A 22,400-nucleotide genomic window follows, 5' to 3' on the forward strand; every position below is an offset into this window, starting at 1 on the left:
CCGGAAGCCTCTCGGCTTCCGGGCCCTCGGACCGGGGTGGGCGATACTGGGATCGAACCAGTGACCCCTTCGGTGTGAACGAAGTGCTCTCCCGCTGAGCTAATCGCCCCGGCGCGGGAACAACCTTACCGCACCTCAGCCGGTGGCCGGACCACGCACGGGCTCAGTGCACATGCCACGGCATGACGAATCCGTAGCGTGCCAGATAGATCCCCACCAGCACCCCGATGATCACCAGGCCGACCGTCGTCAGGATGATGTTCCGGCGCCGCACCCGCGGGTCGAGCGCCCGGTGGGCCGCCTCGGTGACCTTGCGTTTGGTCCAGCGCAGAACGAGCTGGGCCCAGACGAACTCGGTCGCCCAGATCGCCATCCCGCCGAAGATCACCACCCAGCCCGGACCCGGCAGCGGAAGCAGGATCACGCCGCCGGCCACCACGGCCAGGCCGACCAGGAAGACGGCCACCTGCCAGCTCAGGTGCAGCACCCGGGAGCTCTTGATGAAGCGGGGCGCCCGCGAACCCAGGCCCCGGGTGGCGTCGGCGTCGGCGGCCTCGTCGACGGCCGTCCCGTCCTCGTCACCCTCCGCAGTCATATCGCCCAACTTACCCGACTGATCGCGATCACCGGAATGGCCTTCTGGGCGATAAAGGAACTCGGCCGGACGAGGTACCAGAAGCCTCACAAACCAGTCAGAGGGGTTTACAACGTCCCCGCTGGTGGCATGTCGATTTCGCCGACGTGCGAATCCCCGAGCGCACACTGAGCGAAAGGCCCTGGCGCTTATGAACACCACGGTCAGCTGCGAGCTGCACCTGCGCCTCGTTGTGTCGAGCGAATCGTCACTGCCCGTCCCGGCGGGCCTGCGGTACGACACGGCCGATCCGTATGCCGTGCACGCCACCTTCCACACCGGTGCCGAGGAAACGGTCGAATGGGTTTTCGCCCGCGACCTCCTCGCCGAAGGGCTGCACCGGCCCACCGGCACCGGAGACGTCCGAGTCTGGCCGTCCCGCAGCCACGGCCAGGGCGTCGTGTGCATCGCCCTCAGCTCCCCGGAGGGGGAGGCCCTGCTGGAGGCCCCGGCGCGGGCCCTGGAGTCGTTCCTGAAGCGGACCGACGCCGCCGTGCCACCGGGCACCGAGCACCGTCACTTCGACCTGGACACGGAGCTCTCCCACATCCTCGCGGAGAGCTGACGCCCCCACGCCGTCCGCGGCCGTACTGATTCTCGGGGGTACGGCGCGGACACGATCCGAGCGGAACCGCGAGAGCCGCTGTTCCGGAGCACAGCTCCGGGGCAGCGGCTCTCGCGCTAGAGTCGCCGGAACGCAACGCCTGACCCGGCCAGGGAGCGATTCCGTGCTCATCAACCATGACACCAAGTTCGCCCTCGACTCCGTCGTGGATCTGATCAACACAGGACCGGAGTACGACGGCCGCGAAGGGCTGGCGGATGTCGCCGCCCTGCGAAGCTACGTCGAGCGGAACGACGTCAGCGAGGTCGGACCGCTCGACGAGCCGGACCTCAAAGCGGTACGCGAGGTACGGGACCGGTTCGCCCGGGTCTTCGCCGCCGCCAGCACCTCCGAAGCCGCCGCACTGATCAACTCACTCGTCGCCGAGGCCGGCACCACCCCCCGGCTCACCGACCACGACGGCTACGACTGGCACGTCCACTACTTCGCCCCCGGCGCCTCGCTCGCCGACCACCTCGCCGCCGACTGCGGCATGGCCCTGGGCTTCCTGGTCGTCGCCGGGGAGCACGAGCGGCTGCGCCGCTGCGACGCGCCGGACTGCCGGCGTGCCTTCGTCGACCTGTCCCGCAACCGCTCCCGCCGCTACTGCGACAGCCGCACCTGCGGTAACCGGCTGCATGTCGCGGCGTACCGGGCGCGGCGCCGCGAGGCCGAGGCGCTCTAGTGCCCCTCCCGGCAAGCTTTGCCCTGTCGCACCGCCCAGCACGCACGCTCGCGGCGTTGGCCAAAAGCCCTGGTAGCTCTCCCCCCAGCCTTCGGCCGGGAGGTACCCCCACCCCCAAGCTCTCGGCTTCGCTCGAGCAGGGGGCACCCCCATCAAGGACATCCGGCCGCCTTGCGATCGCACGCACCGGACGACGCTCCTTGACGGGCAAACATCGCCGGTCACGGCACCAGCTCCGGCCCTCAGCCTCAGCCTCAGAAGAACGGCCGAAGGTCGTACAGCGCCCCTGCGCCGAGCAGTCCGCCGATCACGGTCAGGAACAGCATCAGCGGCGGCTGGGAGAGGGCGAACAGGCAGCCGCGCGGCTCAGTGTTTTCTGCTTCTGCTTCCATGGCCCTAAAAGGTCGTGGGTCGCTCGACGGGGTGAACGAACTCGCACAACCGTACGCTCCTGAGCATGCCAAGTACCGCTCAGGGGATGGCAGTTGAGGTCGCCAGGGCGATGATGTCGCAGGGCGGGGCGGTGGCGTGACCAACACACGCGTACTGAGGAGTGATCTCAAACTCAGCCCGGGAAAATCTCAGAATGTGGACGCGGATGCGCACTCGGGACTCAGATGCCGCGACGCTTCAGGATCTCCTCGACCTCGCTGAAGTCCGACAGCGACGGTTCCTTCCCCTTGGCGGGCAGCGCCGGGGCCGACGCCTTGCCCTCCACGGCCGGTGTGGCCTTTTCCTTGCCCCTGCGGCGGCCGGAGGCGAACCGTCCGCCCACGTAGAGCACCGCCGACACCGCCAGCACGCCGAAGCCCGCCCACACGCTGGGCTTGAACACCAGATCGGCCGCCCAGGTGCCGACGGCCCTCCCGACCTTGCTGCCCAGGGTGACCAGACCGGTCATGTAGAGCCCGACCGGCAGCAGCGCCAGCGCGGCGGTGCGTACCGCCGCCAGATAACGTCGGCGATACGCGGTGAGCAGGGCTATGGCCAGGCCTGCCGCCGAGAGCGCGACGCACACGGTCGAAGTAAGCATGCCTCCATCGTGCACCCGGCGCCCCGTGCCGACCACGCCCCGGCGCCGGGATCAGGGTGATCTCGGGGGCGGCTCCTCCCCGAGTGGGAGACTGTCCGTCATGAGCAATGCTTCCTCCCCGGCCGTCCTGGAGTACTGGTGCGAGCTGCAGTGCCCCGACTGCGCCGCCGCCCTGGACGATCTGCGTGCCCTCCGGGCCAAGTACGGTGACGCGCTGGTGATCCAGCTCCGCCACTTCCCCCTGGACAAGCACAAGCACGCCTACGCTGCCGCTCAGGCCGCCGAGGAGGCCTTCGAGCAGGGGCGCGGCTGGGAGTACACGGAAGCCGTGCTCGCCCGGGTCGGCGAGCTCGCCGCGCGCGGCGAGAAGCTGCTCGTCGAGATCGCGGCGGAGGTCGGGCTCGACGCGGAGGAAGTCGACACCGCGCTCGTCGACGGCCGGCATCTGCTCGTCGTCGACGCCGACCAGGCCGAGGGCCGCGCGATCGGTGTCACCGGGACCCCCACGTACGTCATCGACGGTGAGCGGCTCGACGGCGGCAAGAGCCAGGAGGGCCTCCGGCAGCGCGTCGAGGCCGTCGCCGACCGGCTGCTGGCAGGCTGACCACGGGCCTGCTCCCCCCAACCCGAACGTCAGAGCAGCGGCTTGAAGAAGTGGTGATCCGTCGAGCGGTAGCCCAGGGATTCGTAGAGCCGCAGGGCGGGGGTGTTGGCGGTGAAGACGTTGAGGCCGAGGTGGGGGACGCCGGAGGCCACGCATTCGCGTTCGGCGGCGAGCATGAGGGTGCGGCCGTGGCCGTGGCGGCGGTGGGCGGGGTCGACGGTGACGAGGAAGACCCAGGCGGGTTCGCGGAGGCGGAGCCAGAGGTGGCCGACGTCGGTGCCGTGGTCGGAGAGGACGCGGAGGGCGGTCTGGGGGGTGGCCGGGCCGTCGGGGAGGGTGGCGAGGTAGTCGGCCTCGGCCACGGCGACGGCGCGGTCGGGGGCCATGCCCCGGTCGACCCAGCTCTGGATGTACTCGGCGCGCTCGCGCTCGTGCCAGGCCGCGTAATCCGCGTCGTTCATGGGTCGTACGGAGCTGCCCTCAGGCAGCTCCGGCGGCAGCGGGGGCAGCGTCTTGGCCATGCCGCGGTTCCGCTCGGTGTAGCCGAGCGTCGTGGCGAGGCGGAGGGCGACGGGCGCGTCGGCGGGGACGCTGACCTCGGCGCGGCGGCAGCCCCAGCCGCGCAGGACTTCCTCGGCGGCGAGGGCGGCGACCGTGCCGCGGCCGCGCCGCTGGTCGGCGGGGTCGATGCGGAGGGCGACGATCCGGCCGACGTCGGCGCCGAAGCGGGAGTCCGTACTGACGGTGATCTCGCCGACCGGGCGGCTGTTGACGCACACCGTGTAGCGGCGGGCACGGACCCCGCCGCGCCAGCGTTGCTCGGGCTCGGCGGGGCGCAGGGTCGTGGTCACGGGTTCGGGTGGGCGGCGGCGCGCTCGGCGAAGGTCCGCATCGCCTTGGCGGTGACCGGGCCCGGGGCGCCGGGCACCGGACGGCCGTCGATGGCGTGGATGCCCTGCACGTCGCGCAGGGTGGAGGTCAGGAACAGCTCGTCCGCCTCGTCGAGGGCGTCGAACGGAAGATCGGCCTCCTCGGCGCCGCTCCACTCGGCGACGAGCTCGCGGGTGATGCCGGCCAGGCAGCCGGAGGCGAGCGGCGGGGTGAGCAGCTTGCCGCCTATGACGACGAAGATGTTGGATCCGGTGCCCTCGCAGAGCCGGCCCTGGGTGTTGGCGAAGAGCGCCTCGGAGGCGCCGTTGCGGTGGGCCTGGGCCAGGGCGACGACGTTCTCGCCGTACGAGGTGGTCTTGAGCCCGGCCAGGGCGCCCTTCTCGTTACGGGTCCAGGGCACGGTGACGACGGCGGTGGTGTCGGGCCGTACGGAGGCGGTGCCGAGCGCCACGACCAGCGTCGGGCCGGTGTCGCCACGCTCGGAGCCCAGCGGGGAGGTGCCGCCGGTGTAGGTGACGCGGAGCCGGCCGTACGGCATGGGGTTGGCGGCGAGGACCGCCTCGCAGGCCCGGCGGACCTGGTCGAGGTCGGGTTCTGGCAGGCCGAGGCCCCGCGCGGAGCGGGCCAGCCGGCGCAGGTGCCGGTCCATGGCGAAGGCCGCCCCGTCGACCGCCTTCAGCGTCTCGAAGACGCCGTCGCCCACGGTCAGCCCGTGGTCCATGACGGACACGGTCGCCGCGTCCTCGTCCCGCAGGCCGCCGTCGACCCAGATGCTGCTCACAGCGTCTCCTCGTTCGTCGTGTCGTACTCCCCCGACGCTACCGCCAGCAGCCGGGACGCCTTCAGCTCGGTCTCTTCCCACTCCCGCCCGGGGTCCGAACCCCAGGTGATCCCGGCGCCGGTGCCGAAGCGCAGCAGGGGGCCTCCCTCGCTGACGGCGGATTCCGTACGGTCGATCCAGAACGTACGGATGCCGACCGCCAGCTCGCCGGTGCCGCGGTCGGCGTCGACCCAGCCGATGCCGCCGCAGTAGGGGCCGCGCGGGGCGGTCTCGAGCTCTTCGATGATGCGCAGGGCGCTGGACTTGGGGGCGCCGGTGACCGAGCCGGGCGGGAAGGTCGCGGCGAAGAGCTCGGCCCAGCCTGCTCCGTCGCGCAGTTCGCCGCGCACAGTGGAGACGAGGTGCACCAGGCCGGGGTGCTTCTCGACCACGCACAGCTCGGGGACCGTGACGGTGCCGGTGGCGCAGACCCGGCCGAGGTCGTTGCGGACCAGGTCGACGATCATCACGTTCTCGGCGTGGTCCTTGGGCAGCAGATCCGCCTCGGTGCGGCCGGTGCCCTTGATCGGGCCCGACTCGACGGTGGAGTCCCGGCGGCGCAGGAAGAGTTCGGGCGAGGCGGTGGCTATCTCGACGCCGTACGCGGGCAGCCGGATCGTTCCTGCGTACGGGGCCGGGTTGCCGCGCGCCAGCAGCGCGGTCAGCGCGTCCACGTCGGCGTCGGGTGCGACGGGCGCCGACAGCACGCGGCAGAGGTTGGCCTGGTAGACCTCACCGGCCGCTATGTACTCGCGGATGCGGCGTACGCCGGCGGTGTAGGCGTCCCGGTCGAGCGAGGAGACCCAGTCGGTGGGGGCGGGGCCCTGCCACTTCCCCTTCCCGGCGGGGAGCGCCGGGTCGGGACGTACGTCCCGGAAGCGCGCGCAGACCATCTGCCCCTCGAAATCAGCGGCCACCGCCCAGAAGCCCGAGGAGTCGAGGGCGGTGGGGTCGGTGGTGACATCGCGCAGGTCGGAGGCGACAAGGCCGCCGAACCTGGCCATGGGGGCGAGCTCGGGCACGGGGGTTCCTGGGTCGGTCGGGAGGGTCCTCTGCGAGTCTAGAACCGGGGCGGTGGAGGAGATGGCCTGGTCACCTGCCCGGCACGCTGCGGAAACGCGTTTTGGAGGCGGCGGGGGAATCCGCTAGAGTTCAACACGTCGCCGGGACGCGGAAGCGCCCCGGAGCACCGGCACCTGCGGACGTAGCTCAGTTGGTAGAGCGCAACCTTGCCAAGGTTGAGGTCGCCAGTTCGAACCTGGTCGTCCGCTCGGAGTGGGGGATTCTTCCCGAGCCCCCGCGTTGGTGGAGTGGCCGAGAGGCGAGGCAACGGCCTGCAAAGCCGTCTACACGGGTTCAAATCCCGTCTCCACCTCTACGGACGATTAGCTCAGCGGGAGAGCGCTTCCCTGACACGGAAGAGGTCACTGGTTCAATCCCAGTATCGTCCACTGGACCCTCGCGGGTCCTCTCGCGCGATTAGCTCAGCGGGAGAGCGCTTCCCTGACACGGAAGAGGTCACTGGTTCAATCCCAGTATCGCGCACGCGGCACCCCGCAGCACCAGGACGATTAGCTCAGCGGGAGAGCGCTTCCCTGACACGGAAGAGGTCACTGGTTCAATCCCAGTATCGTCCACCACCGATCCCCGGGTCAGCTCTGGCTGACCCGGGGATTCGTCGTTCAGGACGACGTCAGGACGAGAAGAGCATGTGGCCCAGGCCGCGGTGCTTGTGGTGGCCGTAGTGACCGCCGCCGTGGCCGCCGTGCTGCGGGGCGCCCCAGGAGGGCGCGTGCTGCTGGGGATACGGCTGCGGGGCCGGCGCCGGGTAGCCCTGCGCCGGATAGCCCTGCGGCGGGGCGGAGTACTGCGCCTCGACACGGGTCAGTGCCTCGAGCTCGCCGTAGTCCAGGAAGATTCCCCGGCAGTTGCCGCACTGCTCGATCTGGACACCGTTGCGGTTGTACGTCTGCATCGGGCCATGACACTTGGGACAGAGCATCGTCGGCTCAACTCCTCGCGCTTGCTGGTCACCGCCGGAACGTCCGTCCGGCGGGGCTTGGTTCACGATATCCGCGCCATCCGACGGCAGGCATCGTGCACGGCTTGTTCCGTTTCGTCGAGTACGCGGCCCTCCGCCACGGACTTCGCGACGGCCAGGGCCGCCGTCTGCACGGCCAACGCCCGGGCCGGCACGTCGAGATACGGCCACGGGTCGCCCTCCCCCGGCACGGCCGGGCCCCCGGCGGCCCGGTACGCGCCCAGAAACCGATCCCAGACCCCCGGAGCCAGCACACCGGCCGCGAACCACATCGCCGGCCTGGCCAGGTCCCAGGCGGGATCGCCCACCCCGAGGTCGTCCACATCGATCAGCCGCCAGTCCCCGTCGGGCGCCGGGTGCCGTACGAGTTGGCCCAAGTGAAGGTCCCCGTGGCACAACGCCCGACGGTGCGACGGCTGCGGGGCCTCGTCGCGAGCCCACTCCGGCAACCCCGCCCAGGCCTCCAGCACCACCGCGTCGTGCTTCACCGCCCGCATCCTCGCCACGGCCCTCGCCGCCTTCGCCGGACCGCGCATCGGCGGCACGGGATGCGGGAGCGCCGTCGAGTGCAACGTGGCCAGCAGCACGGCTGCCTCCTCCCACGGCGCGGCCTCGGGATCGGTGTCCCGCCGCACAGGCTCGCCGTACGGCCACGCCGTCACGGCCCGGCCGTGCAGCACCGAGCCGTACGGCAACGGCGGCAGCAGGACCCCGGCCAGGGACGGATGAGCCGCCACCCCCACCCGCCGCGCGAGCGCTTCACGGTCGGAGTCAGCGGCATGCGCCTTGAGCACGACTCCCCCACTGCGGACAACGGTGCCGTCGCTGCGCTCGGCGAGCACCGCAGTATCCCGTTGCGCACCCGCGGTGGCAGCTACCGCCCGAGCCCGCAAGGCGTCAGTCAATGTCAGCGCTCCGGCCACGCCCCTCCCCCATTTCCTCCCCCACCCTACGATCGACGCTCGGCCAGGGATCTGCGGTTCCGGGTCGGCGAGTGAGCCGAAGCGGAGCGGTCGCTGTCGAAAAGGAGAACGCGCGCAGTTCGCGAGGAACGAGCGACCGAGCACGATCGACTGTCGACAGCGGCTCAGCGCAGCGGAGGCGAACTCGCCTCAAAAAAAGAGGTGCCCGGGCACCATCGCTGATGCCCGGGCACCAAGCCGTCCGCCGGACCCCCGTCCCCACGGGGTTTCGACACCGGTGTCCCCACCCGGACCGCTCTTCCGGGCAAGGGGCGATCTGTCAGCGCCCCATAAGACCGGCCACGGACGACGCTTGAGTGACCACTGCCTGCCAGCCCCCGAAGGCCACGGCGAGGAGCACGGCGAGCGGAAGCACCATCGCCACCGCCACCAGCGGATGCCGGGTGCCGGACGGGCGAATGCCGAAGGCGGCGATCCTGCTGCCGCGAGTCGGCCGTACCGTATGGCTCACCGAGTTCGCCATGGCCCTCTCCTGGGGTTGGTCTGTGGTGGGGCGGCGGGCGTTAGGCCTCGGGGGACGAGTGCTCCGCCCGCCGCTTGACCTCAACATTAGGGACGCGGGCGACGCCGGTCGTCATGCCCTCGTATCGATTCACTGGCCTCCCGGAGGATGACTCCGGGAGGTTCCGAATACTCCCCTGGGTGGAGACGGCGGGCGCCGACCCCCAGGGAGGGTCAGGGGTGGACCCTGATCATGCCGCGCCTTTCTCATCGGCCTGGTCCCTCGGCACCGGCTGCTCGACCAGGGCCAGCACCCGGGTGGCCATGAAGCGGGCGGTGCGCACGACGGAGCCGCTGCGCGTGACCTCGCTCACTTCCACCACCCCGCGCCGGACCGCCGTCTCGACCCGGCGACCGGCTCGGGTGGCGATCACCTCATAGGTCCGGGTGGTGTCCCCGGCGTCCACCACTATCTCCACACGATCACCTTTCACGGCGTCAATCCCCCTTGTACGACGGACCGTTGATGGCGGGATGAGGGACGCTGGGTCGCGTCCGGCGGACCGTTTCCCGTATCTCCAGGATCTCACCCGGCACTGACAATCCCCCGTCCGGCGCATGCGCGGCCTATCAGCACACCGGGCGGTCAGTCCGTAAGCTGTGGGCGTCAGAACTGGCCAGGCAGGCAGCGGGGATGGACATGACGATGATGCGGCTCCGGCGCGAGGATCCGCGTGTCGTCGGCTCCTTCCGGCTGCACAGGCGGCTGGGCGCCGGCGGCATGGGCGTGGTCTACCTCGGCGCGGACAAGCGCGGCCAGCGGGTGGCTCTGAAGGTGATCCGGCCGGAGCTGGCGGAGGATCAGGAGTTCCGCTCGCGCTTCGCCCGTGAGGTGTCGGCGGCACGGCGGATCCGCGGCGGCTGCACGGCGCGGCTGGTGGCGGCCGATCTGGACGCGGACCGGCCGTGGTTCGCGACGCAGTACGTCCCGGGGCCCTCGCTGCACGACAAGGTCGCGCAGGAGGGGATCCTGAGCGCGGCCGAAGTCGCCTCGATCGGCGCCGCGCTGGCGGAGGGTCTGGTGGCGGTCCATGAGGCGGGCGTCGTACACCGGGATCTGAAGCCGTCGAACATCCTGCTGTCCCCGAAGGGGCCCCGGATCATCGACTTCGGCATCGCCTGGTCGACGGGCGCGAGCACGCTGACGCATGTCGGGACCGCGGTCGGTTCCCCGGGCTTTCTGGCGCCCGAGCAGGTGCGGGGCGCGGCGGTCACCCCGGCGACGGATGTGTTCGCCTTCGGCGCGACGCTGGCGTACGCGGCGACGGCGGACTCGCCCTTCGGGCAGGGCAGTTCCGAGGTGATGCTCTACCGGGTCGTGCACGAGGAGCCGGATCTGGGCGGGGTGCCGGACTCGCTGGCGCCGCTCGTCCACGCCTGCCTCGGGAAGGACCCCGGGGACCGGCCCAGCACGGTCCAACTCTCGGAGCGGCTGGCGGAGATCGCGGCGCGGGAGGCCCGGGGGCTGAGCACAGGCGCTCCCCGGGGGCCCGAGCGGCCGACCGGGGCGCGGGCGCAGGCGTATGTGGAGCAGCGTACGGAGCGGCGCTCGGCAGGCAGCACCGGCAGTACGGGCGCCACCGGCGGCACGAGCGGAACCGGCGGTACGCCTGCGTCGGCGCGGCCCACGCCCCGCCCGACCCCTCGCCCCACGCCCAGGCCGGTGCCGAGGCCCGTGCCGCGCACTCCGGCGCGCACGCCCCGGCCGGCCGGTCCCGGGCCCGACCGCCGGCTGCTGCGGCAGCGGCTCATCGTCTTCGTGACCGTCACCCTGCTGGTCGCCCTCGGCATCGCTGCCGCCCAGGGCTGCCAGGGCCCGACGCGCGGCCTCGGGGTGACCGGCGGCGGCGCGCGGGTCTGCGCGGGGCAGGCCCCGCAGGCTCCTGACTGCCCGGCGCTCTAACGGCCATCGGCGTACAGACGTCCACTTCCCGGGGTGGCGTACTGCCCTTTCGCCGGGTACGTTACTAAGCGCTTGCTTAGGAACGAGGAGGGTGCGGCGGATGGTGACGGCGGAAGGGCTGCGGGAGCGGGTGGCGGCGCTGGTCGCGACGTACGACCCGGGGAGTACCGACAGGGGCGACTTCCTGCGGGCCAGGTTCGACGCGGGGCTGGCCTGGGTGCACTACCCGGAGGGGCTGGGCGGCCTCGGGGCGCCGAGGGCCTTGCAGGAGGTCGTGGAGGCCGAGCTCGCAGCGGTCGGCGCGCCGGACAACGAGCCGCGGAGGATCGGGATCGGGCTGGGCATGGCGGCGCCGACGATTCTGCGGTTCGGGACCGAGGAGCAGAAGGCGCGGTTGCTGCGGCCGTTGTGGACCGGCGACGAGGTGTGGTGCCAGCTGTTCAGCGAGCCCGGGGCCGGTTCGGACCTGGCGGGGCTGCGTACGAGGGCCGTACGGGACGGTGACGACTGGGTCGTCACGGGCCAGAAGGTCTGGACGTCCAACGCACACAACGCGCGGTGGGCGATTCTGATCGCGCGCACGGATCCGGATGTCCCGAAGCACCGGGGCATCACCTATTTTGTCTGCGACATGCACGATCCGGGCGTCGAAGTCCGGCCTCTGCGGCAGATCACCGGCGAGGCGGAGTTCAACGAGGTCTTCCTCACCGACGTGCGCATTCCCGACTCGCTCCGCCTGGGCGAGATCGGGGACGGCTGGCGGGTCGCCCAGACCACGCTCAACAACGAGCGGGTCGCGATCGGCGGCGCGGCGCTTCCCCGCGAGGGCGGGATGATCGGCACTGTGGCCAGGACCTGGCGTGAGCGGCCGGAGCTGCGGACGCCGGACCTCCACGACCGGCTGCTGCGGCTGTGGGTGGACTCCGAGGTGACCCGGCTGACCGGCGAGCGGCTGCGGCAGCAACTCGCGCTCGGTGCGCCCGGCCCGGAGGGGGCCGGGATCAAGCTTGCGTTCGCGCGGCTGAACCAGCAGGTCAGTGGGCTTGAAGTGGAGCTGCTGGGCGAGGAGGGGCTGCGGTACGGGGACTGGACGATGACCCGGCCGGAGATCGTGGACTTCTACGGGCGGGACGCCGGCTACCGCTATCTGCGGGCCAAGGGCAACTCGATCGAGGGCGGTACGTCCGAGATCCTGCGCAACATCATCGCCGAACGGGTGCTCGGCCTGCCCTCGGAGCCCCGTACGGACAAGGACGCCGCCTGGAAGGACCTGCCCCGATGAGTGATCTGCTGTACAGCGAGGTCGAGGACGACCTGCGGGCCGCCGTGCGGGGGCTGTTGGCCGACCGCTGCCCGCCGTCCGCCGTGCTGGCCCGCATCGAGAGCGACACGCCGTACGACCTGGGTCTCTGGCGGACGCTGGCACAGGAGCTGGGGCTCGCCGGGCTGCTGGTGCCGGAGAAGTCGGGCGGCCAGGGCGGGTCGGCCCGGGAGGCCGCCGTGGTGCTGGAGGAGCTGGGCGCGGCGGTGGCGCCCGTACCGTTCCTCGGCAGCGCCGTACTGGCGACGACCGCGCTGCTCGGGGCGGGGACGGATGCCGCCGAGGAGGTCGTGGGCAGGCTGGCGGCCGGCGAGGCCGTCGGGGCGCTGGCCGTGCCGCTGCCGACGGCGCCCGGAGCGGCCTTCCCGGAGGGCGTACGAGCGGACGGGAACGGCACGCTCACCGGGCGGGTGACCAGCGTGGCGGACGCGTCGGCCGCCGACGTGCTGGTGGTGCCGGCCGTCGGGCCGCAGGGTCCTGGGCTGTACGAGGTCGCGGCCGACGCAGCAGGCGTACGGATCGCCGTGCCGGTGTCCCTGGACCTGACGCGGCCGATCGCCGACCTCGACCTCGACGGGGTCGCCGCACGGCTGCTGGCCGGCCCGGGGACGGCAGCGGCCGCCCTGGACCGGGCGCTGCTCACCGGCGCGGGGCTGCTGGCGTCCGAGCAGCTGGGCATGGCCCAGTGGTGCCTGGACGAGACGGTCCGCTATCTGGGCGAGCGGCACCAGTTCGGGCGCGTGGTCGGCTCCTTCCAGGCCCTGAAGCACCGGCTGGCCGATCTGTGGCTGGAGGTCGTCGCGGCGCGGGCCGCCGCCCGTAACGCCGCCGACGCGCTCGCGACGGACGCCGAGGACGCGGGGATCGCGGTGGCCGTGGCCCAGGCGTACTGCGCGCCGGTCGCGGTGCGCGCGGCGGAGGAGGCGATCCAGCTGCACGGCGGCATCGGGATGACGTGGGAGCACCCGGCCCACCTGTACCTGAAGCGCGCCAAGGCCGACGAGATCGCGCTGGGCACGCCGGGCCGTCATCGCGCGGCACTCGCCGGGCTGGTGGGGCTTCCGGCCGGGGCCTGAGGAGCCGCTGCGCGGTTCAGGTCCGGGGTGAGGTCGCGCTCCGGGCCTGAACCGCGATGTGCCGGCGGCAGCGCGAGCTCATCGGGCTCGTCCCGTCGCCACCGCGTAGAAGGCCACGGCGGCGGCCGCACCGACGTTGAGCGAGTCCACGCCGTGCGCCATGGGGATGCGGACCCATTCGTCGGCGGCGACCAGGGCCTGCGTGGAGAGGCCGTCGCCCTCCGCGCCGAGCATCAGGGCGACCCGTTCCAGGCGGTGGGGGGCTGCCTCGTCGATGTCGGCGGCCTTGTCGTCCGGGGTGAGGGCCAGCAGCTTGAATCCCGCTTCGCGTACGGCTTCCAGCCCGCGCGGCCAGGTGTCCAGCCGGGCGTAGGGGACGGAGAAGACCGCACCCATGGACACCTTCACCGAGCGGCGGTAGAGCGGGTCGGCGCAGTCCGGGGAGAGCAGGACGGCGTCCATGCCGAGGGCGGCGGCACTGCGGAAGATGGCGCCGATGTTGGTGTGGTCGTTGACCGCTTCCATGATCACCACGCGCCGCGTTCCGGCCAGCAGTTCGTCGGCCGTCGGCAGCGGCCGCCGCTGCATCGACGCCAGCGCGCCCCGGTGCACGTGGTAGCCGGTGACCCGCTCCGCCAGCTCCGGGCTGACCGCGTAGACCGGTGCGGGCACCTCGTCGATGACGTCGCGCATGACGTCGACCCACTTGGCCGACAGCAGCATCGAGCGCATCCGGTACCCGGCGTGCCGGGCGCGCCGGATCACCTTCTCGCCCTCCGCGATGAAGAGGCCTTCGGCGGGCTCGCGCCGTCGGCGCAGCTCCACGTCGGTCAGCGAGACGTAGTCGTGCAGACGCGGGTCGTCGGGGTCGTCGATCGTGATGAGCTCAGCCACAGGGTGATACTGCCTTGTCCGAAGTACGGTGCCAACGCTGGGGACGCGAGAAGTTACCGGCGGTTACTCGCGCCGACCGACACGACCTCACCGATGACGATCACCGCGGGCGGCCGGATCCCCTCGTCCCGCACCACCTGGGCCACCGTGCCCAGCGTGCCGTCCACCCGGCGCTGGGCGGCCGTCGTGCCCTCCTGGACGACCGCGACCGGCGTGTCCGCCGCCCGCCCGTGCTCCACCAGCGTGGCGGCGATCGCGCCGATCCGCTCCACGGCCATCAGCAAAACCAGCGTGCCGCGCAGCTTCGCCAGGGCCGTCCAGTCCACCAGCGAACGCGGGTCGTCCGGGGCCACGTGACCGCTGACGACGGTGAACTCGTGTGCCACCCCGCGATGGGTCACCGGGATGCCTGCCGCCCCCGGCACGCTGATCGCGCTGGAGATGCCCGGCACCACGGTGCACGGAATCCCGGCTTCCGCGAGCGCCTCGGCCTCTTCCATGCCACGGCCGAAGACGAACGGGTCGCCGCCCTTGAGCCGTACGACGGCCTTGCCGGCCTTGGCGTGGTCGATCAGCGCCTGGTTGATCGCCTCCTGGGCCATCGCCCGGCCGTACGGGATCTTGGCGGCGTCGATGACCTGCACATGCGGAGGCAGCTCGTCCAGCAGGTCGCGCGGGCCGAGGCGGTCCGCGATCACCACGTCGGCCTCGGCGAGAAGGCGGCGGCCGCGCACCGTGATCAGGTCCGGGTCGCCCGGGCCGCCCCCGACCAGCGCCACGCCGGCGGTGCGGGTGCGGTGGTGGGGTGCCGCGAGGGTGCCGTCGCGCAGGCCCTCCACCACGGCGTCCCGCACGGCGGCGGAACGGCGGGGGTCGCGTCCGGTCAGCACGGCGACGGTCACGCCCTCGCTGCGCCCGGTGGCCGGCGTCCAGGCCGTCGCCGCCTCGGCGTCGTCGCTGCGCACGCACCACACCCGGTGGGCCTCGGCCTCGGCGGAGGCTTCCGCGTTGGCGGTCGGGTCGTCCGTCGCGATCAGTGCGTACCAGGTCTCCGCGAGGTCGCCCGCGCGGTACGCACGGCGTTCCCAGCGCAGCTCGCCGGCGTCCGCCATCGCCTCCACGGAGGGCGTCGCGGACGGGGAGACCAGCACGATGTCGGCGCCGGCCGCGACCAGGGGCGGCAGCCGGCGCTGGGCGACCTGGCCGCCGCCCAGGACGACGACGCGCCGCCCGGACAGCCGCAGTCCGACGGGGTACGCGGGAGCGTCGTCGTTACGGGTCATGGCGGTGCGGCTCCTTGGGTCTTGCGGTTAACAGCAACGATATGGGGTGCTTGAGGCGCCGTGAGCGGCTGCGGATCGTGGCCCGGGGGTTGAATCCCCCACCCCGCCCCTTCCCGAAACCGGGGCTCTCCCCCAGCCTGGCGGCTGGGAGGTGCCCCCACCCCGGACCCCGGGTTGTGGGAGAACGTTCCGCTGGGGGTCCCCCCGGACGAAGTCTGGGGGAGGAACGGGCTGGCACAACCCGGCCACGGACCGTCGGCCGCCGACGCACCCCCGGACACCCACCGTCGTGGTGCGCGCCCGTCGCCGGGTGCGGCCGGGTTGGGCCAGCCCTCCCCCAGCCTTCGGCCGGGGGGACCCCCACCTCGCTTCGCTCGCCTTGGGGGCACCTCCCAGCGTCTAGCTGGGGGAGGACGGCCTACCCCCAACCCGGGAGGTTGGGTCAGGCCTTCTCCGTGACTCCGGCGGAGTCGAACGTGGCGACCTCGTGCATGGCACGCGCAGCGCTCTGTACGAGCGGCAGTGCGAGGAGCGCGCCGGTGCCCTCGCCGAGGCGCAGGTCGAGGTCGACGAGGGGGCGGAGGCCGAGCTTGGTGAGGGCGGCGCGGTGGCCGGGCTCGGCGCTGCGGTGGCCGGCGATGCAGGCGGCGAGGACTTCGGGGGCGATGGCGCGGGCGACCAGGGCGGCGGCGCCGGCGCTGACGCCGTCGAGGATCACCGGCGTACGGAGCGAGGCGGCGCCCAGCAGGAGGCCGACCATGGCGGCGTGCTCCAGGCCGCCGATTGCGGCGAGGACCTCGATCGGGTCGGCGGGGTCGGGCCGGTGGAGCTCGAGGGCGCGGCGGACGACGTCGACCTTGCGGGCGTGCATCTCGTCGTTGATGCCGGTGCCGCGCCCGGTGACCTCGGCGGGGTCGACGCCGGTGTAGACGGAGATCAGGGCCGCGGAGGCGGTCGTGTTGGCGACGCCCATCTCACCGGTGAGCAGGGCGCGGTTGCCCGCGGCGACGAGGTCCCTGGCCGTCTCGATGCCGACCTCGATCGCGCGCAGCACTTCCTCGCGGGACATGGCGGGCCCGAGGGTGAAGTCGGCGGTGCCGTACCGGACCTTGCGCGGCAGGAGGCCGGGGGTGCTGGGGAGTTCGGAGGCGACGCCGACGTCGATGACGCAGACCTCGGCGCCGACCTGGTTGGCGAAGGCGTTGCAGACCGCCCCGCCGCCGAGGAAGTTGGCCACCATCTGGGCGGTGACCTCCTGCGGCCAGGCGGTGACGCCCTGGGCGTGCACTCCGTGGTCGCCGGCGAAGATCGCGACGGCCGCGGGCTCGGGGATCGGCGGCGGGCACTGCCGGGACAGGCCGCTGAGCTGCGCGGAGATGATCTCCAGCATGCCGAGCGCGCCGGCCGGCTTGGTCATCCGCTTCTGCCGCTCCCAGGCCTCGCCGAGCGCCTTGGCGTCCAGGGGCCGGATGCCGCGCAGGGTCTCCTCAAGGAGGTCGTGCGGGGCCTCGCCGGGCAGGGCGCGGTTGCCGTACTCCTCCTCGTGGACGACCCAGGCCAGCGGCCGGCGCTTGGACCAGCCGGCCTGCACCAGCTCGGGGTCCTCGGGAAACTCGTCGACGTAACCGACACACAGGTACGCGACGACCTCGAGGTGCTCGGGCAGCCCCAGCTCGCGCACCATCTCGCGCTCGTCGAAGAAGCTCACCCAGCCGACGCCCAGGCCTTCGGCACGCGCCGCCAGCCACAGGTTCTCCACGGCCAGCGCCGACGAATAGGGCGCCATCTGCGGCTGGGTGTACCGGCCGAGGGTGTGGCGGCCGCCCCGGGTGGGGTCTGCGGTGACCACGATGTTGACGGGGGTGTCGAGGATGGCCTCGATCTTCAGTTCACGGAACTGCTTGGCGCGGCCCTTGGGGAGCGACTTCGCGTACGCCTCCCGCTGGTGCATGGCCAGTTCGTGCATGCGCTCGCGGGTCTTGGCCGAGCGGATGACCACGAAGTCCCAGGGCTGGGAGTGGCCGACGCTGGGCGCGGTGTGCGCCGCCTCCAGGACCCGGATGAGCACTTCGTGCGGGATCGGGTCGTTGCGGAAGCCGTTGCGGATGTCGCGGCGTTCGCGGATGACGCGGTGGACGGCGTCGCGTACGGCGACGTCGTAGCCCTCGGCGGCGGGGCCGGCGACGACGGCGACGGCTTCCTCCTCCGGCGCGTCGAGCTCTTCCGGGGCGTCCGCCGCGGGCTCAACGACCGCTTCAGCGGCGGCCTCGGGCTCAGGCGCGGGCTCAGGCGCGAACTCGGGCTCGGGGTCCGGCTCCACGGGCGCGTCAGCGGCCCCGGTCACGGCGACCGGCTCGTCCGGAACAACGGGCTGCGGCTCGGGCTCGGGCTGCGGCTCGGCCACCGGCGCTTCGGCGAGCGGCTGGGGCTCGGGGGTGAACGCCTGCTCCTCGACGGCCGGTTCGAGCCCGAAGGGCAGCGGTGTGGTGTCGTCGACGACGGGCTCCGGCTCGGGCTCCGGGGCCGTCTGCGCCGGGATGGAGATGTCCGGAGTGGACGTCTCGACGGAAGGAGCCTCGTCCGGAACGGGAACGGGAACGGGAACGGGAACAGCAACCGGAACAGGAACAGAGACCGGCGCCGGGACGACCGGATCCTGCGCCGGGGCGGGCCACGCGACACCGGCGGCCGGCGTGACCGACTGAACGGAGTCCTGGACCGGCGCCGGGGTCGGGACCGGGGTCGAGGCCAGCGCCTGGGTGGAGATGGCCGTGGTGTCGTCACGCGGCACATCGAGGTATTCGGGACCCGTGGTGGGCGGCCCGGGCTGCCGTACGGGAGTCGGCACCGGAGCCGGAGCCGGCGCCTGAGCCGGGGTCGGCGCCTGAGCCGGGGTCGGGGTCTGGACAGCGGCCTGGACCTGGGTCTGCGACGCGGGGCCGCGGTCCGCCAGCGAACGTACGACACCGCCCGTGGCGGGGTCGGGCAGCGGCGGGCCCATGTGCAGCGGCCGCCGCGCGGGAGTCGGGGTGGACGTCGTGGCCGGCGCCGGGGCTGGGGCCTGGAGCGGCGGCGGGGTCGGCTGAACCGGCTCCGGTCCCCGTACGGCCCCGTGGTCGAGGGACCCGGAGTCACGGCCGTCCGCCTCGTGGGCCTCCGGCGCGGGGGCCACGGCCGGCGCCTGGGCCTGGGCCGTTATCGACACGGGCTCAACAGGCCGACCAGGAGCGGGAAAAGAAGCCGGCCCGGCAGGAACGGGCTCGACGGCGACCGGCTCGAAGGGACGGGGCTCCGCCGCGTCCGCCTCCACCACCAACGGCTCGACCGCGAACGCCTCCGCGGGCACCGTCGCCTGCAGCGGCACCGGCTCGACGGGCAGTTCGACCGGCACGGACCCGACGCCGGGCAGGGATCCGACACCCGGCAGGGATCCGTCCATCGGCACCGGCGTCATGGAAGGCACCTGCTGGGTGAGCAACGGCTGCGGCGGGACCGGCACCGGGTCGCCCCAGGAGGCCTGCGGGCCGGGCATCAGCAGCAGATCGTCGTCCTCGTCGGCGCCCATCGGGACGGTCGGCTGGTCGACATAGGCATATTCGGGCGGCACCGGCGCGGTCAGCGGATCGGTGTCCCACGACGGGACGCCCATCGGCTGCTGCGCGGCAGTACCGGAGTTACCGGGGAGGTCGGCGTGCTGCGGGTGCAGAACCGCTTCTTCGCCTGCGTTCCCCGGCAGTCCCTCGCCCGGGAACTGGCCGGTGTCAGTCATGCGTGCCCCTCGCCCATCGGTTACTCCTTCCAACGCCGCACCGCACATCCCACCCACAGCTACAACGAGCGCGCGCTGTCGGCGGCACCATCGGCGAAGGGTGACAAGCGCTGCCCCCTCTGACAGCTGCCCGGACACCCCGTCAACGCACGACGACGGCACAACGATCCGCCAGCCTACCGTGCGCACACGCGCCGGTACGCCCGAGGGGCTTCAGTGAGACGCTCCTCGCAATATCGCGTCGATCAGGGCAATGGCCTGGACTTTTACGGTGACAGGGGAGTCACTTCCCGGAAGAAGGCAGTACCGAAATGCGGACGCAACGCACCGCCCCGCACGGCGCTTCACGCGGTCGTTCACGCGGCTGTTCACGCGGCCGTTGACATGGCCTTCACCGTCGGTGCCCGCACAGCGCGAAGGCGACGGCGCGCTCTGTTTCACCCCATCGGGAATCGAGTTCGACAGCCTGCAGCAGTGCCCGTTCGACCGCGTAACCGCCGTCCTCCAGGGCCTGGCTGACGGCCTCGGCGGCGTCGCGGTTGATGGCGCTGGCCGCGATCCGCTCGGGGCGGCGGGCCACGCACGCGGCGACCACATCGGCCCCGCAGCCGGCGCCGAGCCGAACGACGTCCGGTTCCGGAAGGTCCTCCAGCGCCTCGGGGGCGGTGCCGTGCACGACGTGCACCTGCACGCCGAACTTCCTTGCGGCGGCCTCGATCCCGGCGCAGGCGTCCGCTTCCCGGTCCACCGCGATGACCGCGGCTCCGAAGCGCGCGGCCTCCACGGCGGCCGCGCCGTTGCCGGCGCCGATGTCCCAGACCAGGTCGCCGGTGCGCGGGCCGAGGTGGGCGAGCTGGAGGGCACGCAGCGCCGTCGGGTCACCACCGGCCGGGAACCCCGGCTCGTACTCCTCGGCGGCCAGTGCCCAGCCCCGCACCGGGCCCGGAAAGCCCGGGTCGCGGCCCGCTATCCAGCCGCCGCGTCCGGCGACGGCGGGGGCGGCCGAGGTGATGCCGCCCACGACGAGCACCACGTTGGGGTCGCGCCAGGTGTGGTCGGCGACCTTGTCGGAGGTGAGGACGGTGACCTGCTCGTGCTCGGTGCCCAGGGCCTCGCAGATGACGAAGGTTCGGTGCACTCCCCCGAGCAGCAGGGCGAGTTCGGCGGGGCCGGCGCCGGGCGCGGTGAGGACGGCGACCTTGGGGTAGGCACGGCAGACGTTGACGGCCCGGCGCAGGGTGCGTTCCTGGGCGACCACGACGCGGGCGTCGTCCCAGGGCATTCCGGCCCGGGCGAAGGCCTGCGCGACGGAGGACACGCCGGGTACGACCTCGACCTCCAGGCCGTGTTCCGGTGCCCGCAGGGCCCGTACGACGCCGAAGAAGCCCGGGTCGCCGTCGGCGAGGACCACCGCCGTGCCCCGGTGCCCGGCGATGCGGGCCGCGGCGAGGTCGATTCTGCCGAGCACGATCCGCTCGGCGTCCGGCGGGACGAACGGCAGGGCGAGGTGGTGGCGGGTCCCGGCCACCAGGGTGGCGGCGCCCAGGGCGGAGCGTGCGGCCTCGGTCGGCGGCGAACCGTCCCACCCGATCACCGTGACCCGGTCGGCCATCTGGTCTGCCTCCTGGGCGAGTCGCAAGCGTTTGTCACCGCACACTACCCCGGCGGTATCGGGGGCCGGACCGCCGCGGGTGCCGGCCCGGGGCGTTCACCAGGAGTTCAGTGCCAGTCGGCGAACGCCCGGTAGTCCGAGCCGTCCTCGGAGCGGTCGTCGGGGCCGTCCAGATCCTCGGGCAGCAGGCTCCATACGATGAGGTCGGTGCGGATCTCCGCCCACCGCCCGTGGGGGTCGTCCTCGGGCCGGCTGCGGACGATGCCGGCGTTGCGCAGGACGCCCTCGCTGATGCAGCCGATCTTCTGCGCGACCTGCTGCGAGGCGGTGTTGTCGGCGGCTGTGCGCAGCTCGAGGCGCTCGAACTTCTGGTCGTCGAAGAGCCACTGGGCCGCGCCGAGCACGGCTTCGGCGGCGTAGCCCTCGCCCCGCGCCCAGGGGGCGATCATGTAACCGACCTCGCTGCTGCGGATGCGCCAGTCGGTGTTGTCCAGGTGGCAGATGCCGACCAGCCGCTGGGTCAGGAACTCGGTGACGGCGAAGACGATGCCGCGCCCCTCGGTGCGCACCGCGTGCGAGCTCACCGTGGCCCAGTCGCGGGCGACGGCCTCGGTGTAGGGCTCCGGCACGGAGGTCCAGGCGGTGACGAGCTCGTCGTTCATCATCTCGGCGAGCGCGGGGATGTCCGCCTCCTCGAACGAACGCAGCACCAGCCGGTCCGTACTGATGGAGATGTCCGGAAAGGTGGTCATTCGCCGCTCCGTAGCCAGGGCAGGTGTGAAGAGCACAGCATGCAGCATCGGCCGGGTCATATGCAGGGCAGGGTCGTAGGGCTCGCCGTGGCCGTCGTTCAAGAGTACGGCCAACCGTTCCTTCGCCGCGCGCAGTTGGCGTGCTGTTCCACAGCTCTTTCCGCAGGTCCGGTACCACGCCTGTCATACGGTCCTGCTAGCGTCTGGGCGCGTGACGGTGCACCACGCAGCAGGAGTCGGATATCAGCGGGCCGCGGGTGTGTACGAGCGGTCCCGCCCCTCGTACCCCATGGCGGCGCTCGCCGAGCTGGCTGACGCCCTGCCCCTGGAGGCCGGGCGCACGGTGGTCGACCTCGGGGCGGGCACGGGTAAGTTCACCCGGCTGCTCGCGCTGACCGGCGCCGAGGTCGTCGCGGTCGAGCCGGTGGCGGAGATGCGGGAGCGGCTCGCCGAGCTGCTGCCGGGCGTCAATGCCACCGCGGGCACGGCCGAGGCCACCGGTCTGCCGGACGCTTCGGCGGACGCGGTGGTCGCCGCTCAGTCCTGGCACTGGTTCCAGGAGGCGGGCGCGCTGGCCGAGGTGGAGCGGCTGCTGCGTCCCGGCGGCGCGCTGGCGCTGGTGTGGAACACCTACGACACCTCTGTGCCCTGGGTCCGCGACTTCCAGGACATCATTTTCCGGCTCGCGCCCCGCGATCTGCCGAGCCCGCTGGACGGCGGCTGGCGGAAGGCCTTCGCGGGGCGGGACGGCTGGGGCTCGATAAGCGAGCGGCACTGGCCGAACCCGCACCCCACGACGGTCACCGACGTGGTGGAGCGGATGATGTCGTCCAGCCATGTCGCCGTGATGAGCCAGACGGAGCAGGAAGGCGTGCGAGCCGAGGTCCTCTCGGTCCTCGGCTCGCACGACGCGACGCGGCGTGAGGGCCGGATCGACCTGCCCTACACGACCGACGTGTACTGGGTGCGCTTCGGCTGACCGGCGTTCTCGGGT

The 22,400-nt window shown here is 72.5% G+C and carries 22 protein-coding genes and 6 tRNA genes; 12 read left to right on the forward strand and 16 right to left on the reverse strand.

Annotation, left to right across the window (positions count from 1 at the left end; all coding sequences use genetic code 11):
- Positions 1-37: 37 nt before the first annotated feature.
- Together ACFXJ5_RS34460 and ACFXJ5_RS34465 are read right to left on the reverse strand one after the other, a co-directional pair.
- Positions 38-109: transfer RNA gene (locus tag ACFXJ5_RS34460), tRNA-Val, on the reverse strand.
- A 54-nt stretch (positions 110-163) separates the two neighbouring features.
- The gene (locus tag ACFXJ5_RS34465) at positions 164-595 is read right to left on the reverse strand and encodes a TIGR02611 family protein (protein ID WP_384640146.1); all 432 of its coding nucleotides are present in this window, start codon (positions 593-595) and stop codon (positions 164-166) included.
- Positions 596-785: 190 nt separating this feature from the next.
- Here ACFXJ5_RS34465 and ACFXJ5_RS34470 point away from each other — a divergent pair, with 190 nt between their 5' ends.
- Together ACFXJ5_RS34470 and ACFXJ5_RS34475 are read left to right on the forward strand one after the other, a co-directional pair.
- Complete coding sequence (locus tag ACFXJ5_RS34470; RefSeq protein WP_003959770.1) at positions 786-1,199, forward strand: SsgA family sporulation/cell division regulator; 414 nt, start codon at positions 786-788, stop codon at positions 1,197-1,199.
- 163 nt (positions 1,200-1,362) lie between these two features.
- Positions 1,363-1,923: a CGNR zinc finger domain-containing protein gene (locus tag ACFXJ5_RS34475; RefSeq protein ID WP_384640150.1), complete on the forward strand. Its 561-nt coding sequence runs from the start codon at positions 1,363-1,365 to the stop codon at positions 1,921-1,923.
- A 254-nt stretch (positions 1,924-2,177) separates the two neighbouring features.
- Here ACFXJ5_RS34475 and ACFXJ5_RS34480 read toward each other — a convergent pair whose 3' ends face one another.
- Together ACFXJ5_RS34480 and ACFXJ5_RS34485 are read right to left on the reverse strand one after the other, a co-directional pair.
- Positions 2,178-2,315, reverse strand: a complete 138-nt coding sequence (locus tag ACFXJ5_RS34480) for a hypothetical protein (protein ID WP_384640153.1) — start codon at positions 2,313-2,315, stop codon at positions 2,178-2,180.
- A gap of 221 nt (positions 2,316-2,536) precedes the next feature.
- Entirely contained in the window at positions 2,537-2,956 is a 420-nt protein-coding gene (locus ACFXJ5_RS34485; protein ID WP_384640155.1) for a hypothetical protein, read from the reverse strand.
- A gap of 100 nt (positions 2,957-3,056) precedes the next feature.
- Here ACFXJ5_RS34485 and ACFXJ5_RS34490 point away from each other — a divergent pair, with 100 nt between their 5' ends.
- Positions 3,057-3,560, forward strand: a complete 504-nt coding sequence (locus tag ACFXJ5_RS34490; RefSeq protein ID WP_384640157.1) for a DsbA family protein — start codon at positions 3,057-3,059, stop codon at positions 3,558-3,560.
- A gap of 29 nt (positions 3,561-3,589) precedes the next feature.
- On the opposite strand, the gene ACFXJ5_RS34495 is transcribed toward ACFXJ5_RS34490, so the two are convergent.
- The 3 genes from ACFXJ5_RS34495 to ACFXJ5_RS34505 are packed head-to-tail and all read right to left on the reverse strand — an operon-like array spanning position 3,590 to position 6,293.
- Entirely contained in the window at positions 3,590-4,411 is an 822-nt protein-coding gene (locus tag ACFXJ5_RS34495) for a GNAT family N-acetyltransferase (protein WP_384640159.1), read from the reverse strand.
- Positions 4,408-5,172, reverse strand: a complete 765-nt coding sequence (locus ACFXJ5_RS34500) for an aminotransferase class IV (RefSeq protein ID WP_384640299.1) — start codon at positions 5,170-5,172, stop codon at positions 4,408-4,410. The genes ACFXJ5_RS34495 and ACFXJ5_RS34500 overlap by 4 nt, the downstream gene beginning before the upstream one ends.
- Before the next feature lie 56 nt (positions 5,173-5,228).
- Positions 5,229-6,293 carry a chorismate-binding protein gene (locus ACFXJ5_RS34505; protein WP_384640162.1) on the reverse strand — a complete coding sequence of 355 codons (1,065 nt, stop codon included), beginning with the start codon at positions 6,291-6,293 and terminating at the stop codon, positions 5,229-5,231.
- Between the two features lie 176 nt (positions 6,294-6,469).
- Between ACFXJ5_RS34505 and ACFXJ5_RS34510 the strand changes: the two genes are divergently transcribed.
- From ACFXJ5_RS34510 to ACFXJ5_RS34530, 5 genes are all read left to right on the forward strand, one after another.
- Positions 6,470-6,542: transfer RNA gene (locus ACFXJ5_RS34510), tRNA-Gly, on the forward strand.
- Positions 6,543-6,575: 33 nt separating this feature from the next.
- A tRNA-Cys gene (locus ACFXJ5_RS34515) sits at positions 6,576-6,646 on the forward strand.
- A 4-nt stretch (positions 6,647-6,650) separates the two neighbouring features.
- A tRNA-Val gene (locus ACFXJ5_RS34520) sits at positions 6,651-6,722 on the forward strand.
- Between the two features lie 22 nt (positions 6,723-6,744).
- Positions 6,745-6,816, forward strand: a tRNA-Val gene (locus ACFXJ5_RS34525).
- Positions 6,817-6,836: 20 nt separating this feature from the next.
- A tRNA-Val gene (locus ACFXJ5_RS34530) sits at positions 6,837-6,911 on the forward strand.
- A 53-nt stretch (positions 6,912-6,964) separates the two neighbouring features.
- Here the strand turns inward: ACFXJ5_RS34530 and ACFXJ5_RS34535 are convergent.
- From ACFXJ5_RS34535 to ACFXJ5_RS34550, 4 genes are all read right to left on the reverse strand, one after another.
- Entirely contained in the window at positions 6,965-7,273 is a 309-nt protein-coding gene (locus ACFXJ5_RS34535) for a zf-TFIIB domain-containing protein (protein ID WP_384640165.1), read from the reverse strand.
- Between the two features lie 62 nt (positions 7,274-7,335).
- Positions 7,336-8,223 (reverse strand): phosphotransferase, encoded by an 888-nt coding sequence (locus tag ACFXJ5_RS34540; protein WP_384640302.1) that lies wholly within the window; start codon positions 8,221-8,223, stop codon positions 7,336-7,338.
- 331 nt (positions 8,224-8,554) lie between these two features.
- On the reverse strand, positions 8,555-8,758 hold the full coding sequence (locus tag ACFXJ5_RS34545) for a hypothetical protein (RefSeq protein WP_384640167.1): 204 nt from the start codon (positions 8,756-8,758) through the stop codon (positions 8,555-8,557).
- A 229-nt stretch (positions 8,759-8,987) separates the two neighbouring features.
- Complete coding sequence (locus ACFXJ5_RS34550; protein ID WP_384640169.1) at positions 8,988-9,230, reverse strand: hypothetical protein; 243 nt, start codon at positions 9,228-9,230, stop codon at positions 8,988-8,990.
- A gap of 206 nt (positions 9,231-9,436) precedes the next feature.
- On the opposite strand from ACFXJ5_RS34550, the gene ACFXJ5_RS34555 reads away from it, so the two are divergent.
- The 3 genes from ACFXJ5_RS34555 to ACFXJ5_RS34565 all read left to right on the forward strand — a co-directional run bounded on the left by ACFXJ5_RS34555 (position 9,437) and on the right by ACFXJ5_RS34565 (position 13,096).
- Positions 9,437-10,699, forward strand: a complete 1,263-nt coding sequence (locus ACFXJ5_RS34555) for a serine/threonine-protein kinase (RefSeq protein WP_384640172.1) — start codon at positions 9,437-9,439, stop codon at positions 10,697-10,699.
- 100 nt (positions 10,700-10,799) lie between these two features.
- Entirely contained in the window at positions 10,800-11,981 is a 1,182-nt protein-coding gene (locus ACFXJ5_RS34560; RefSeq protein ID WP_384640174.1) for an acyl-CoA dehydrogenase family protein, read from the forward strand.
- Positions 11,978-13,096 (forward strand): acyl-CoA dehydrogenase family protein, encoded by a 1,119-nt coding sequence (locus ACFXJ5_RS34565; protein ID WP_384640176.1) that lies wholly within the window; start codon positions 11,978-11,980, stop codon positions 13,094-13,096. The genes ACFXJ5_RS34560 and ACFXJ5_RS34565 overlap by 4 nt, the downstream gene beginning before the upstream one ends.
- A 78-nt stretch (positions 13,097-13,174) precedes the next feature.
- Here the strand turns inward: ACFXJ5_RS34565 and ACFXJ5_RS34570 are convergent, their stop codons facing one another.
- From ACFXJ5_RS34570 to ACFXJ5_RS34590, 5 genes are all read right to left on the reverse strand, one after another.
- Complete coding sequence (locus ACFXJ5_RS34570; protein ID WP_384640179.1) at positions 13,175-13,990, reverse strand: TrmH family RNA methyltransferase; 816 nt, start codon at positions 13,988-13,990, stop codon at positions 13,175-13,177.
- A gap of 53 nt (positions 13,991-14,043) precedes the next feature.
- A complete protein-coding gene (gene cobA, locus ACFXJ5_RS34575) occupies positions 14,044-15,273 on the reverse strand; it encodes a uroporphyrinogen-III C-methyltransferase (RefSeq protein ID WP_384640182.1) in 1,230 nt (409 codons plus the stop codon).
- A gap of 442 nt (positions 15,274-15,715) precedes the next feature.
- Positions 15,716-19,042: a nicotinate-nucleotide--dimethylbenzimidazole phosphoribosyltransferase gene (gene cobT / locus ACFXJ5_RS34580; RefSeq protein WP_384640185.1), complete on the reverse strand. Its 3,327-nt coding sequence runs from the start codon at positions 19,040-19,042 to the stop codon at positions 15,716-15,718.
- Between the two features lie 391 nt (positions 19,043-19,433).
- Positions 19,434-20,654 carry a precorrin-6y C5,15-methyltransferase (decarboxylating) subunit CbiE gene (gene cbiE, locus ACFXJ5_RS34585; RefSeq protein WP_384640188.1) on the reverse strand — a complete coding sequence of 407 codons (1,221 nt, stop codon included), beginning with the start codon at positions 20,652-20,654 and terminating at the stop codon, positions 19,434-19,436.
- A 107-nt stretch (positions 20,655-20,761) separates the two neighbouring features.
- Complete coding sequence (locus ACFXJ5_RS34590) at positions 20,762-21,406, reverse strand: GNAT family N-acetyltransferase (protein WP_384640191.1); 645 nt, start codon at positions 21,404-21,406, stop codon at positions 20,762-20,764.
- A gap of 211 nt (positions 21,407-21,617) precedes the next feature.
- On the opposite strand from ACFXJ5_RS34590, the gene ACFXJ5_RS34595 reads away from it, so the two are divergent.
- Positions 21,618-22,385 (forward strand): class I SAM-dependent methyltransferase, encoded by a 768-nt coding sequence (locus tag ACFXJ5_RS34595; protein WP_384640194.1) that lies wholly within the window; start codon positions 21,618-21,620, stop codon positions 22,383-22,385.
- The last annotated feature ends 15 nt before the right edge of the window (positions 22,386-22,400 follow it).

The sequence above is a fragment of the Streptomyces sp. NPDC059373 genome, assembly GCF_042751495.1.
In the GTDB taxonomy this organism is placed as follows: domain Bacteria; phylum Actinomycetota; class Actinomycetes; order Streptomycetales; family Streptomycetaceae; genus Actinacidiphila.

What these genes read in the sequence shown, in the direction of transcription:
- ACFXJ5_RS34465 (WP_384640146.1), bottom strand. Translation starts at nt 595, where the DNA reads ATGACTGCGGAGGGTGACGAGGACGGGACGGCCGTCGACGAGGCCGCC.
- ACFXJ5_RS34470 (WP_003959770.1), top strand. Translation starts at nt 786, where the DNA reads ATGAACACCACGGTCAGCTGCGAGCTGCACCTGCGCCTCGTTGTGTCG.
- ACFXJ5_RS34480 (WP_384640153.1), bottom strand. Translation starts at nt 2,315, where the DNA reads ATGGAAGCAGAAGCAGAAAACACTGAGCCGCGCGGCTGCCTGTTCGCC.
- ACFXJ5_RS34485 (WP_384640155.1), bottom strand. Translation starts at nt 2,956, where the DNA reads ATGCTTACTTCGACCGTGTGCGTCGCGCTCTCGGCGGCAGGCCTGGCC.
- ACFXJ5_RS34490 (WP_384640157.1), top strand. Translation starts at nt 3,057, where the DNA reads ATGAGCAATGCTTCCTCCCCGGCCGTCCTGGAGTACTGGTGCGAGCTG.
- ACFXJ5_RS34500 (WP_384640299.1), bottom strand. Translation starts at nt 5,172, where the DNA reads ATGGACCACGGGCTGACCGTGGGCGACGGCGTCTTCGAGACGCTGAAG.
- ACFXJ5_RS34535 (WP_384640165.1), bottom strand. Translation starts at nt 7,273, where the DNA reads ATGCTCTGTCCCAAGTGTCATGGCCCGATGCAGACGTACAACCGCAAC.
- ACFXJ5_RS34545 (WP_384640167.1), bottom strand. Translation starts at nt 8,758, where the DNA reads ATGGCGAACTCGGTGAGCCATACGGTACGGCCGACTCGCGGCAGCAGG.
- ACFXJ5_RS34555 (WP_384640172.1), top strand. Translation starts at nt 9,437, where the DNA reads ATGACGATGATGCGGCTCCGGCGCGAGGATCCGCGTGTCGTCGGCTCC.
- ACFXJ5_RS34560 (WP_384640174.1), top strand. Translation starts at nt 10,800, where the DNA reads ATGGTGACGGCGGAAGGGCTGCGGGAGCGGGTGGCGGCGCTGGTCGCG.
- ACFXJ5_RS34565 (WP_384640176.1), top strand. Translation starts at nt 11,978, where the DNA reads ATGAGTGATCTGCTGTACAGCGAGGTCGAGGACGACCTGCGGGCCGCC.
- cobA (WP_384640182.1), bottom strand. Translation starts at nt 15,273, where the DNA reads ATGACCCGTAACGACGACGCTCCCGCGTACCCCGTCGGACTGCGGCTG.
- cobT (WP_384640185.1), bottom strand. Translation starts at nt 19,042, where the DNA reads ATGACTGACACCGGCCAGTTCCCGGGCGAGGGACTGCCGGGGAACGCA.
- cbiE (WP_384640188.1), bottom strand. Translation starts at nt 20,654, where the DNA reads ATGGCCGACCGGGTCACGGTGATCGGGTGGGACGGTTCGCCGCCGACC.
- ACFXJ5_RS34590 (WP_384640191.1), bottom strand. Translation starts at nt 21,406, where the DNA reads ATGACCACCTTTCCGGACATCTCCATCAGTACGGACCGGCTGGTGCTG.